At 71.6% G+C, this 12,067-nt stretch carries 11 protein-coding genes; 1 reads left to right on the top strand and 10 read right to left on the bottom strand.

Annotated features, from left to right (window positions below):
* Window positions 1–179 precede the first annotated feature (179 nt).
* The 7 genes from QEZ54_RS07505 to QEZ54_RS07475 all read right to left on the bottom strand — a co-directional run bounded on the left by QEZ54_RS07505 (window position 180) and on the right by QEZ54_RS07475 (window position 7,773).
* Window positions 180–1,109, bottom strand: a complete 930-nt coding sequence (locus tag QEZ54_RS07505) for a hypothetical protein (RefSeq protein ID WP_281303746.1) — start codon at window positions 1,107–1,109, stop codon at window positions 180–182.
* 290 nt (window positions 1,110–1,399) lie between these two features.
* A complete protein-coding gene (locus QEZ54_RS07500; RefSeq protein ID WP_281303745.1) occupies window positions 1,400–2,152 on the bottom strand; it encodes an SDR family NAD(P)-dependent oxidoreductase in 753 nt (250 codons plus the stop codon).
* Window positions 2,143–3,030: an NmrA family NAD(P)-binding protein gene (locus tag QEZ54_RS07495; protein ID WP_281303744.1), complete on the bottom strand. Its 888-nt coding sequence runs from the start codon at window positions 3,028–3,030 to the stop codon at window positions 2,143–2,145. The genes QEZ54_RS07500 and QEZ54_RS07495 overlap by 10 nt, the downstream gene beginning before the upstream one ends.
* Window positions 3,027–4,163 (bottom strand): amidohydrolase family protein, encoded by a 1,137-nt coding sequence (locus QEZ54_RS07490; RefSeq protein ID WP_281303743.1) that lies wholly within the window; start codon window positions 4,161–4,163, stop codon window positions 3,027–3,029. The genes QEZ54_RS07495 and QEZ54_RS07490 overlap by 4 nt, the downstream gene beginning before the upstream one ends.
* Before the next feature lie 32 nt (window positions 4,164–4,195).
* Complete coding sequence (locus QEZ54_RS07485; RefSeq protein WP_281303742.1) at window positions 4,196–4,639, bottom strand: hypothetical protein; 444 nt, start codon at window positions 4,637–4,639, stop codon at window positions 4,196–4,198.
* Window positions 4,640–4,768: 129 nt separating this feature from the next.
* On the bottom strand, window positions 4,769–5,254 hold the full coding sequence (locus QEZ54_RS07480) for a nuclear transport factor 2 family protein (protein ID WP_281303741.1): 486 nt from the start codon (window positions 5,252–5,254) through the stop codon (window positions 4,769–4,771).
* Between the two features lie 200 nt (window positions 5,255–5,454).
* Entirely contained in the window at window positions 5,455–7,773 is a 2,319-nt protein-coding gene (locus QEZ54_RS07475; RefSeq protein ID WP_281303740.1) for a pyruvate dehydrogenase, read from the bottom strand.
* Between the two features lie 129 nt (window positions 7,774–7,902).
* Here QEZ54_RS07475 and QEZ54_RS07470 point away from each other — a divergent pair, with 129 nt between their 5' ends.
* On the top strand, window positions 7,903–8,601 hold the full coding sequence (locus QEZ54_RS07470) for a GntR family transcriptional regulator (RefSeq protein WP_281303739.1): 699 nt from the start codon (window positions 7,903–7,905) through the stop codon (window positions 8,599–8,601).
* 2 nt (window positions 8,602–8,603) lie between these two features.
* On the opposite strand, the gene QEZ54_RS07465 is transcribed toward QEZ54_RS07470, so the two are convergent.
* From QEZ54_RS07465 to QEZ54_RS07455, 3 genes are read right to left on the bottom strand one after another with little or no spacing between them, the layout of a single operon-like run.
* A complete protein-coding gene (locus tag QEZ54_RS07465; RefSeq protein WP_281303738.1) occupies window positions 8,604–10,166 on the bottom strand; it encodes an FAD-dependent monooxygenase in 1,563 nt (520 codons plus the stop codon).
* 4 nt (window positions 10,167–10,170) lie between these two features.
* Window positions 10,171–11,058, bottom strand: coding sequence for an alpha/beta hydrolase family protein (locus QEZ54_RS07460; protein WP_281303737.1), 888 nt, complete (start codon window positions 11,056–11,058; stop codon window positions 10,171–10,173).
* A gap of 30 nt (window positions 11,059–11,088) precedes the next feature.
* Window positions 11,089–11,913, bottom strand: a complete 825-nt coding sequence (locus tag QEZ54_RS07455; RefSeq protein WP_281303736.1) for a fumarylacetoacetate hydrolase family protein — start codon at window positions 11,911–11,913, stop codon at window positions 11,089–11,091.
* Between the last annotated feature and the right edge of the window lie 154 nt (window positions 11,914–12,067).

Here is a 12,067-nt window from a genome sequence, read left to right as displayed (position 1 = left end):
CATGAGCCGGCGGATCCAACGGTGAAACTGGCGCGGTCTGCATATAGACATCCAAGCATGCCGCGTATCGCTCCGACAGCTTCATGCGGCAGTGACGGGATTCCGTCGGGCGGGGCTGCTCGGCATCGCGGAGCCGGTGGGACGCGGCATGATGTCCGCGCCCCACCGGCATGTCGGTGTCAGCCGGGGAAGGCGTCCGGATCGACGGCACTCGACGACGCGTTGCCGCCGACGACCTTCTTCAGGCTGATCGTCCAGATGGTGTACTGGCCTCCGCTGGTGCTGTACTTCAGCGGATCGTCGAACCTGGCGAAGGCGCACTGCTGCGTGAAGGCCTTGGCCTTCGCGTCCCAGTCCTTGCCGCTGGTGTAGAACACCGAGTAGGTGCCGTTGGGCACGCCCCTGACCGTGTAACTTCCCGACCCGCGCACGTACACGCTCACGCTGGGGCTCTTGCTGCCGGACCTCACCAGGCTGATCACGGCGTCACTGGACGCGTTCGTGACCTTCAGTTCACCCGGTCCGCGCGAGGACAGCTTCTTGACCATCGTCCCGTTGGTGAGCCTGCGGTTGGCCAGTTGCGTCCTGCCCGGCAGTGACTTGCCGAACTGGAACGTCGGGTCGGCCTTGGCGAGCGTGTCAGCCGCCGCACGCAGGTCGGCGACCGCCGGAGACTGGCTCAGCGCGGCGAGCGCGGCCGACCCCGCGCACAGCGAGCCGCCGCCCTTCGCCTGGAACGCCAAGGTGTCCAGCGCACGCAGCAGCGACGCGTGGCCGGATGTCGCCGACGGCGGCACCACCGCTGCCATGAGCCGGGTGCGGACGGCTGCCGCGGTCTTGGACAGGGCGTCGCTGGCCGCTCGGACGGCCCCGCTGGTACGTGCGGGCGCGAAGCCCGCCACGGCGGTGCGCAGTTCGGCGTCGGCGGCGGCGAGCAGCTGCTGGTACTCAGGCGCGGTCAGTGGCGCGGCCGGCGACGTCGACGCCGCGACGGCGATGGGAATGGTCGGCAGGTCCGAATCGGACCCGGTCCCGCAGGCGATCAGCGTGCAGGCGGCTGATACCAGCGCGACGACCCGGACGGCGAGGTGGGGTGCACGGGTGGGCAAAGACGGACTCCTTCGGCGCGAGGCGGCGGACTGCCGCAGGAGGGGCACGAGCCATGCTGCGGCGATCGTCGACGGGAGCCGAAGCAATACCTCATCGCGCTACCGAGGCCCCCGCCGTCGCACACCGTATCGTGCGTCGCCGATGTCCTGCTGCCCGGTTTCACGCCGGTGCGCGACGTGAACAGGTCAGGTGCCGCCGCGCGGATGATCGCGTCGCAGAAACCGGCGCAGGTCCGCCGGGAGGCTTCGAAGACCTCGCTCAGCCAAGCGGCCGCCAACGCCGCGATCGGCTACTGCCGGGTGTTCATGAGGTCGTTGAACCGGGTCGTCACGCCGACTTCGTCCGGACGTTGCGCGTCGCGGCGCTGCCGCGCCCGTTCGACGAGGATCTCCACCTCGTCGGTCTCCAGTACTCGCATGGTCTCGGCGAGGTACTCGGCCAGCGGCATGGCGCGAGCGTCGGTGAGGTTGACATCCATCAGCGCGGTCTGGGTGTACGGCGGTGCGATCTCCAGGACCTCGATCGAGCTGCCCTGGAGCCGGTAGCGCAGCGAAAGGGTGTAGGAGTGCAGCGCCGCCTTGGTCGCGGAGTAGATGGACGACGACGCCAGCGGCGCGTAGCCGAGCATCGAGGAGACGATGACGATGGTCGCCGCCGGTTGCCGGTGCAGGTGGTCGATCAGTGCTGAGACCAGGCGGATCGGCCCGAGCAGGTTGGTGGCGACGGTGGCGGTCAGCAGGCCGTCGTCGACGGGCCGGCCGGGGTCGTCGCCGGACATGATGCCGGCGTTGCTGATGACGACGTTGAGCGCGGGATGGTCGGCGAGCACCTGCGCGGTCACGCGTTGGATGCTTGCCGCGTCGGACACGTCCATGGTCACGGTGCTCATGCCGGGGCAGCCTGCGGCGACCTCGTCGAGCAGCGCGGCCCGGCGGCCGGCGATGATGACCTGGTTGCCTCGGCGGTGCAGCTCCTCGGCCAGGCCGCGGCCGATGCCGGAGCCGCCGCCGGTGATCAGGATGGTGTTGCCGGTCAGTTCCATGGGCTGTCCTGCCGGGTGAATGCCGTGTACTGGGCGCGCACGTAGTCCTCGAAGGTGGTGGGTGGCCGCCGCAGCAGCCAGGTCAGCACGTTGGGGTTGCCCACGAAGTCGTGGCTGCTGTAGCGGGCGGTGATCGCGCGGAGCACTCGGACCTGGTGGGCGACCTGCCGCGGGTCGGTGTCGCCGACCCATGCCCTGAGGTAGGTGTCGGCGTCGATCTCGCGGACCTCGATGGGCCGGCCGAGCACCCGGCTCATGATCTCGGCTAGTTCGTGGGCGGTGTAGCGGCCCGGCCCCACCAGTTCGTAGGTGGCGCCGGCGTGCCGCGCGCCGTCGGTCAGCACGGCGTGCGCCACGTCGGTGACGTCGCCGAGGTCGACCAGTGACTGGCGGCGCTCCAGTGACCAGGACAGTTCGAAGACGCCGCGCTCGAAGACCGGTCGGAGCTTGAGCGGGAGCATGTAGTTGGACGGCTGGAGGATGGTGAACTCCAGCCCGGAGGACAGCAGGTGCTCCTCGACGTCGCGTTTGATCTCGTGCTGGACCAGGTCGGTGGTGATCGCGTGCAGCACCGAGCTGAACACGAAGTGGGGTACGCCTTCGGCGCGGGCCGCGTCGACCAGGGCCATGCCCATGTCCCGTTCACGGGGGTGCAGCGTCGGTCCGATGTGGTAGATCTTCTCGACGCCTTTGACGGCTCCGGCCAGGATCTCCGGTTCGGTGATGTCGCCGACGACCACGTCGGTGACGCCCAGTGCGCGCAGCCGCCCGGCGGAGCGTTCGGTCTGGACGCAGGCGCGGACGGACAGGCCCGACGCGAGCAGTTTCGGTACGAGCAGCCGCCCCTGGTTGCCGTTCGCCGCGGTGACGAGGATCAACGGTTCGTCCCTTCCGGTCTGACGCGGTCGCCGGCGATCCACACCCCGCGGATGGCGCGGGTGGCGGCGATGTCGCGGGTCGGGTCGCCGTCGATGAGGACGACGTCGGCCCTGCTGCCGGGGGAGATCGTGCCGCGGTCGGTCAGCGCGAAGGTGTCCGCGGCGAGCGAGGTCGCGCCGCGCAGCGCCTGCGCGGGGGTCAGTCCGGCGGCGACGAGGCGGGCGAGTTCGTCGTGCAGCGACTGCCCGTACGGCGGCTGGAAGGGCGAGTCGTGGTTGCTGTTCGCGTCGGTGCCCACCAGGATCGCCCTCCCGGCTGCCGCGAACGCCGCCACGACCGATTCCGCGTGGTGGTATCTCATGCGCAGGCCGGGCACGACCAGGGAGAGCAGCCGCATGGGCAGCCGGCCGCCGATGGTGTGCACGACGCCGTCCATCATCGCCAGGGTCGGGATGACGGCGACGTCGCTTTCGGCGATCCGGTGCCGCAGGCTGTCGTCCAGGGTGCCGGCCACCGGGGTGTGGGTGACGATGTCGACGCCTGCGGTCAGCGCGGTGCGCAGGGTGTCGATGCTGACCACGTGGGCCACGGTGCATAGGCCCGCGGCGTGGGCGGCGGTGACCAGCGCCGCGACGGTGTCGGCGGGCAGCGGCTTGGACCCGGGGATCTTCGGGTCCTCGACGATGATTTTCAGGTAGTCGGAGCGTTCGGCGACCCGGTCGGCGACGAAGCGGGCGGCGTCGCCGGGTCCGGTGACGCCGGTGGAGGCGGGGAAGCCCATCTTCGTGATGAACATGGAGCCTGGGCCGCTGGCGACCCGGCCGGCGGTCTTGAGGGTCGGCAGGCCGGGGCGGTCTTTGAGACTCATCGTCGCGTCGAGGTGCGCCGCGCCCATGTCCAGTACGGTCGTCACGCCCCATTGGGCCATGGCGCGCAGCTGGGCGGCGTCGTCGATGTGGGCGTGGGTGTCGATGAAGCCGGGCAGCAGGGCTCCGCCGCGGCCGTCGACGTGTTCGGCTGCCCGCGGCGCGGGGCCGGCGCCGATGAGCCCGTCGTGCAGCAGCACGGTGGTCGGGGCGCCGAGCTGTGCTCCGTCGAAGACCCGGACGTTGCTGATGACCGTGGCTGGCATGTCCTGGCGCTCGCTTTCTGCTCCGGGCGGGGTCACGCGGCTGCGGACGCGGCGTGGGCACGGCGCTGGTACGCCGCCCGCAGGTCCGGTACGAGCGCCGCGGCAGCGGCCGGTGCGGCGTGGTCGCGGCGCAGGTTGAGGATGTTGCCGGCTCGCATCTCGGCGGGGACGTCCTCGCCGCGGGGTGCGATGAGGGCGTGGAAGTGCGGGTAGGCCTCCCCGAAGACCATCAGGTAGGTCGCCGGGGCGCCGGTGACCTCGGTGACCGCCGCGACGACGTCCTGGGTGCGCTGGGCGAAGGTGGCCAGTTCTGCCTGGTCGAGGCCGGTGATGCGTTCGGCGTGGCGGCGTACCCGAAGGATGAGCCAGCCCGGTACGTCGTATCCGGCCACGACCTCGGCCGCCCACAGCTGGTCGCGGAACACGACCGAGTTCTCGTCGGCGGTCTCCTGGGTGCACATGAGGCAGTCAGCCATGGACGTTCCTTCGGTTGCTGGTGGTGAGCGGGGTCGTCGAGGCGCTGTCGAGCCTGCGGCAGGTGGCTGGGCAGCGCCTCGACGTCGTCGGCGGTGGCTCCGGCGCGACGGGTGCGGGCACCGGGTGGGTCAGTGGAACACTTCGACGGTGGCGTCGGCGGGGATGTCGTCGTTGACGCGGTCGCGGTCGTTGATGTCGCGCCAGATCTCGTAGCCGTGCTCGCGGCAGATCTTGCCGTCGCGCATCTTGAACGCGTGCAGCAGCCGGATGCTGACGGTGGTGCCCACCGGGAACGGGGCGTTGCGGAATCCGTCGCCGGTGATGGTCCATTCGAAGATGCTGTCGTCGAACACCCACTCCTCGGTCGCGAACCGGTGCAGGTTCGTGATCTTGTGGATGTTCATCGAGCTGAAGATCTTCAGGTACTCCTGCTTGACCTCCTCCACGTCCCGCAGCACCAGGCCGCGGGCCGGGACCTCCCACACGATGTCGTCGGTGTAGACGGAGATGGCCTTGTCGATGCTCTCGACGTTCTCGTTGTGGAAGTGCACGTCGACGGCCGCGAGGTTGGCGGCGATGATCTCGTCGCGGGTCAGATCTGCTGGGGAGCTCATGCGGGGTCTCCTAATGGACGGTGTGCGGTATGCCGTGGCTCGGGCCCACGGTCGGCCGGCGTACAGGTCCTGCTTAGCGCACCTTTCGCGCCGTCGGCGGCGAAGTGCGCCCGGCGCCGAGCGGCTGGTTCGTTACAGCGAGGCTACGTGCTATATGTGATAACAGCAATAGCCGGACGGTGCCCGCCTCCGGCTGGGCGTCAGCGGACGTCGAGCGCGGCGGCGATGATGCTGTCGGCGTCGATGCGGTGGTAGCGGTACACCTGCTCCAGGTCACCGGACTGGCCGAAGCGCGTCACGCCCAGGTGGTGCGCCCGGACCCGGTGGACGCCGGCCAGGAACGCCAGCGTGTGCGGGTGCCCGTCCAGCACGGTGACCAGCGGCGCCGCCCGCTCGGCGGGCAGCGCGGCGTCCAGGATCCAGCTCGGGGCGTCGAGGCGGCCGGAGCGGGCCTGCACCGCCTCGAACAGCAGTCCGGCACTGGTCACGCAGACCACGTCGGCGGCGACGCCCGCGGCGGCCAACCGGTCGGCCGCCGTCAGCGCCTCGGGCATCAGCGCACCCATCGCCGCGATGGTGACGTCGGGCTTGGCCTGGCAGCGGCGCCACAGGTAGGCGCCGGCGACGACCTGGCGGCGGCGGTGCTCACGCGCCGCCGGGTCGCCCGGCACGCCCGCCAGGGCCTGCTCGACCGGGCGCGACGACAGCCGCAGGTAGGCGCTGCGCCCGTCCGGCCGGCCGAGCTGCGCCAGGCAGGCCAGCAGCGTCCACTCCAGATCCAGCGCGAAGGCCGGTTCGTAGCTGACGCAGCCGGGCTGCTCCAGCCCGATCGACGGCGTCTTGATGGACTGGTGGGCGCCGCCCTCGGCGGCGAGCGTCACCCCGGCCGGAGTGCCGACCAGGATCGACTGGCCGCCGGCGTAGATGCCGAACGACCAGGGCTCCAACGCCCGCTCCAGGAACGGGTCGTAGAGCACCCCGACCGGCAGCAGCGGCTCGCCCCACCGGCTCCACGTCGCGCCGAGTTCGCCGAGCAGGCCCACCAGGTTGCCCTCGGCGATGCCCAGTTCGATGTGCTGGCCGGTGGAGCGCTCGCGCCAGTGCAGGATCGTCTCGGGGTCGTCGGCGAACCAGTCGTGCCGGTCGTCGGCCGACCAGACGCCGACCTTGTTGATCCAGCCGCCGAGGTTGGTCGAGGAGGCCACGTCGGGTGCGACCGTGACGATCCGCGAAGCCGCCTGCGGGGCCTGCCGGGTCAGGTCCAGCAGGGTCCGGCCCAGGGCCGCCTGGGTGCTGCCGGTGCCGGTCGGGGTGCGGCCCAGGTCGGCCGGGACCGGCGCCGCGGTCGGCGGGGGCACCGGGTCGCGGTGCAGCCGGGCCGCGACCTCGTCGCACAGCCGGCCTGCGGGCGACGCCGCGTCGAAGCGTCGCCAGGGCGCGGCGACGGACATGCCGACCCGCTCGGCCAGTTCTGTGAGCTGCGCCAGCGACAGCATCGACGAGTGGTTCTGCGGATGGCCCTGCGTCGACAGGCCGTAACCCTTGATCGTGTACGCGAAGATCACCGTCGGCCGGGTGTCGTCGATCGCGTCGAACATCTCCCCCAGCGTGCGCAGGTCGTGGCCGCCCAGGTTGCGGACCGCCGCGGTGAGCGTCGCGTCGTCCAGGCCCGCCAGCAGCCCGCGCAGCGCGTCGTCGTCGGCGCCCGCGCCGGGCAGCCGGTCGCGCAGCTCCGTCGCGGTGCACCGCAGCAGCCGCTGGTACTCGGCGTTGGGCATCTCGTCCAGGCGGCGGCGCAGCGCCGGGCCGCCCGGCCGCTCGAACAGGCCGGTCAGCACGGTGCCGTACTTGGCCGTCAGCACCTGCCAGCCGGACGCGGCGAACATCGCCTGCAGCCGGTTCACCGCCAGGTGCGGCACCACCCGGTCCAGCGACTGCCGGTTGAGGTCGACGATCCAGCAGACCTCGCCCAGGCCCGCGACCATCGGGTCGCCGACGGCCTCCCAGACCGCGCCCTCGTCGAGTTCGGCGTCACCGACCAGCGAGTACTGCCTGCCGACACCCGTTGCCGCACCGGTGGCGTTGACGTATCGGCGGGCCAGCGCGCCCCAGATCGGCGCGGTCGCCCCGATGCCGACCGACCCGGTCGAGTAGTCGACGGGGTCGGGGTCCTTGGCCCGGCTGGGGTAGCTCTGCAGTCCCCCGAACGCGCGCAGCGTGCCCAGATACCGCTCGTCGAGGTCGCCGAGCAGGTAGTTGATCGCGTGCAGGACCGGCGAGGCATGCGGCTTGACCGACACCCGGTCGGCCGAGGTCAGCCGGTCGAACCACAGCGCCGTCATGATCGTCGCCAGGGAGGCGCTCGACGCCTGGTGCCCGCCGACCTTCAGGCCGCTCGGATTGGGCCTGACCCGGTTCGCGTGGTCGATCATCGTGGTCGAGAGCCACAGCACTCGTTGCTCGATCTCGGCCAGCACCTGCTGTCGAAGCTGGCCGGCGGTCGCTGCCGTCATGGTCATCGCGTACCTCCAAGTGAGCGTTGTTATCATATATAACACTGACAGGCCGACGAGCCGCCAGCCCTCAGCTCGGCGGCGGCCGCGCGCCGTTATAGTTGATGCCGTCCAGCGGCAGCGAGGGAGACGCACGTGGAGACAGCGGCCGTGCGCCCGATCGAGTCCCGGTCCGTGGCCGACCAGGTGATGACGGAACTGCGCCGCTCCATCCTGTCCGGCGCGCTGCCCCCGGGCCAGGAGTTCTCGCTGCGAGAGCTCGCCGAGATGCTCAAGGTCAGCATCATCCCCGTCCGCGAGGCCCTGCGCAGTCTCGAAAGCCAGGGACTGGTGCACATGCGGCCCGGCCGCAGTGCCGCCGTGGCCCCCCTCGACCTCGACGAGCTGCAGAGCATCTACCGGCTGCGACGGCGGCTGGAGCCCGAGATCGCCCAGCGCTCCTGCCGGCTGCTGTCCGACGCCGAACTCGACCGCCTGCAGCGCGAAGCCTCCGAGTTCGGCGACGAGCGGCGCACCATGAACGAGATCTACGAGGCCCACCACGCGTGGCACCTGGCGCTGCTGGCCCCCGCCGCGACCAGCTGGGACCTGCGGATCCTGCTGACCCTGAGCCGGGCCGCCGAACGCTACATCCGGATCGGCTTCGGCAGCCTCGATCCCGACCCCCACGAGCACGACCGCCGCGAGCACGCCCACCTGGACCTGGTGGCGGCCTTCCGGCAGCGGGACCCGGAGATCGCCGCGAGCGCGATGCACCAGCACCTGGCGCACAACGAGCAGATCGCGCTGCTGGCGCTGCGCAAGGACCGGCCCAACGGCGCCGCGGGCGGCTGAGCTCAGCCGCGCCCTGCCCCACGGACCAGGTCGATCACACCGTCGGCGGCCGCGGCGTGGTCACCGGCCCAGGCGACGTACTGGTCCGGGCGTACCAGCAGCAGGTCGGCCCCGTACCGGGAGCGCAGCCCGCGGTCGGCCAGATCCAGGCGCGCCAGCGGCACCGCCCGGCGGGCCGCGGCCCGCTCGATCAGATCCGCCTGCGGCGCGGCCTCGCGGGTCAGCACCAGCAGGGTCAGCCCGGGGCCGAGCTCGTCGAACAGCGACCGCCCGTCGAGCCAGGCGTGGGCCAGGCGGGCGCCGACAGCGGCCCGGTCCCCGGGGGCGAGCACCGGCGATCCGTCGATCCGGATGTCGAGGACGAGCTCCAGGGAGTGGAACTCGGCGTGCTTGGTCGCCTGGATCCGGCCGTCGGCGGCCTGCCGGGCCAGCCGGCCCGCGTCGTCGTCGGCGGCGAGGTTGTCGGCGAGCAGCTCGGTCGAGGTGACCGCCATGTTCGCGGTGGCCTCGCGGATCACCCGCTGCTGGATCGGGCGCCGCTCCCCCTCGTAGCTGTCCAGCAGCGCCGGCCCGCCCCAGCCGGCGAGGACCGCGGCCAGCTTCCAGCCCAGATCCACGGCGTCGCCGAGCCCGGTGTTGAGGCCGTGGCCGCCGAACGGCGGGTTGAGGTGCGCGGCGTCGCCGGCCAGGAACACCCGGCCCTGGCGCATCCGGTCGACGAGCTGCATCCGCGCCGTCCACGGGTCGGTGGACAGCACCGTCGCGTCGACGCTCGTCCCGGCGGCGGCGGCGATGAGCCGGCGGGCGTCGCGTTCGCCGGTCTCGCGGTCGACGCCGAACGCGATCATCCACCAGGTGCCGTCGCGGTCGATCGGTCCCATCAGCGCCGGGGCCTGCGGGTTGACGATCCAGTAGTGCACGGCGGTGCCGTGGCGTACCCGGGGCCAAAGGTCGGGCGCGGTGAAGACCATGCCGAAGTTCGGCCGCAGCGCGTGCTCGCCCTCGTAGGCGGCGCCGATCCGGTCGCGTACGGTGCTGCGCGGGCCGTCGGCGCCGATCACGTACTCGGCCGTCACGGTGGTCTCGTGACCGTGCTCGTCGCGGACCGTCACCCGCACCTCGTGCTCGTCCTGTGCCACGTCGGTGACCGACCGTCCGGTGAGCAGCGTGCAGCTCGGCAGCTCGGCGACCACGTCGCGCAGCAGCTCCTCCAGCAGGTACTGCGGCACCTGCTGGCCCAGCTCCGGGAAGCGGTCGCCCTCGGGGGCCAGCCCCAGGACACCGGTGAAGCGCGACAGCTCGAACCCGGTCAGCGACGTGCAGAACACGACGTCCTGCGACCAGCCGGTGGACAGCGGCGCGCGGCTGCGCAGCTCGTCGGCGACGCCCCACCGCCGCAGGTGCTCCATCGACCGTACGCTGATCGTCTTGCACCGCGGCCGGGCCCGCGACACGGTCCGGCGCGGTTCGACGACCAGCACCCGCACGCCTCTGCGGCCCAGTTCGACCGCGGCGGCGAGCCCGACCGGACCGCCGCCGGCGACGATGACCTGTGTGTCCGGCATCAGGCTAGTTTCCCTGGTCCTGCCGCCGCGCCCACAGCTGGCACTCCTGGGCGAACGCCAGCTGGCGCAGGTGAAGGGCGTGGCCGAGGATGTGGTGGTCGATGCTGTGCCCGACACTGCGGGCGATGCTCGCTTCGACGAACGGCGCGGCGGTGAGCAGACCGGCGAACGTGGCGACGTTGGCGGGCGTGCTGTCCCACAGCGCGTCGTACTCGGCCAGCGCGTTGTGCACCGGCACCTGGATGCGAGGGGCCAGGCCGGGCAGGATGTCGTCGGCCCACTGCGGGGCGGCGATGAGCTCGCGGACGGGCACCGGCGCGTACGCGCCGTGGGCCTGGGCGACGCCCTCGGCGCTGAAAGTACCCTCGGGCCCGAACATGACCAGGTCACGCTGGTCGTAGGGCAGGTCGACGGTCGCGTCGGCGGGCAGTGAGGCCAGCGCGTGCGCCGCGCCGCCGGCGCGGATGACCGCGCCCATGCCGGTGACGGAGGCGCCGATGAGCCGGAAGCCGTTCGGCCGGCCGGCGACCATCAGGGCGATCATGCCGCCGATCGAGTGCCCGACCAGCAGCACCGGCCGGTCGCCGGCCGCCTGGCCGATCGCGTCGTTGAGCAGCTGCGCGTGCCGTTCGAAGGTGTTGACCGGCGGGTCCAGGGGCGTACTGCCGCCGTAGCCGGGACGGTCGAAGCTGATCACCTGGTAGCCCGCGTCGGCGGCGACATCCATGAATGAGCCGTGGCCGGAGCCGTCGACGTCGAAGTACCTGGCCGTGTAGGTGCCGCCGTGCAGTGCCGCGATGACCGGCTTGTCGTCGCCGGACCGGCCCTTGGTCAGGGCCGTGATCGTCACACCGTCCACGTCGAAGCGTATGTCGTTGAACGTCTGCGCCATCGTTGCTCCTTGGGATGTAGGGGTCTGTCGCTATCGCTGTGCGGCCACGAACCGGTGCCGCATCCGGCCGATCGTCTCGATCCAGGTGACCAGCTCGTCGCCGACTTCGAGCAGCTGCCGGGGCTGGCGGGCCCAGCCGATGCCGCTCGGCGTGCCGGTGAAGATCAGGTCGCCCGGCAGCAGCGGCAGCACCGCGGACAGGTACTCCACCAGCTGCGGGATCGAGAAGATCATGTCGGCGGTGCGGGCCTGCTGCATCCGCCTGCCGTTGACCTCGCAGCCCAGTTCCAGGTCGCCGGGGTCGGCGAACTCGTCCAGCGTCACCAGCGCCGGACCGATGGGCGCGAATCCCCGGTAGGACTTGCCCAGGTTGAACTGCTGCGGGGCCGACCCGGCGAACTGCAGCTCCCGCTCGGACAGGTCCTGCCCGGCCGTGAAACCGGCGATGTGGTCCCAGGCGTCGGCGGCCGCGACCCGGTCGGCCCGCCGTCCGATCACCGCGACCAGCTCGGCCTCGAAGTCCACCGAACCGGGCGGCCGCTCGATGTGGCCGTGCGGGCCGGTGACCGACGCCGGGAACTTGGTGAACACCACGGGGCGGTCGGGCAGCGCCAGGCCCGCCTCGGCTGCGTGCTCGCGGTAGTTGAGCCCGATCGCGAAGACCTGCGCCGGCTGGGGCACGGGCGCCAGTAGCAGGGCCTCGTCGACGACGTGCGTGGCCGGGCCCCGGTAGGCGCGGGCCCATGCGAGGAAGTCGTCCCACCGAGCGTAGACCGCCTGCGGGTCGGCGGTGAACCGCCCTTCACTGGCCGTCTCGACGTCGACCGCAGCCTCGGCTCCGACACCGAGCGTCAACCGACCGGCAAGATTGTAAACGCGCACGCTACCGCCTCCACTGCTCCGAGCAGCGCCGTTCCGTCGAGCCCTGCGCGTTCACGCTAGACGCTATATGTGATAACAGCAACCCTCCGTCAACTCCTTCCCCGAGTCGACCGCATCGGTCGCCACC

The sequence above is a fragment of the Catellatospora sp. KI3 genome (genome assembly GCF_029948125.1).
Classification (GTDB): domain Bacteria; phylum Actinomycetota; class Actinomycetes; order Mycobacteriales; family Micromonosporaceae; genus Catellatospora.
Note: the sequence above shows the minus strand (reverse complement) of the source record. Positions and strands in the feature narration are given on the sequence as shown.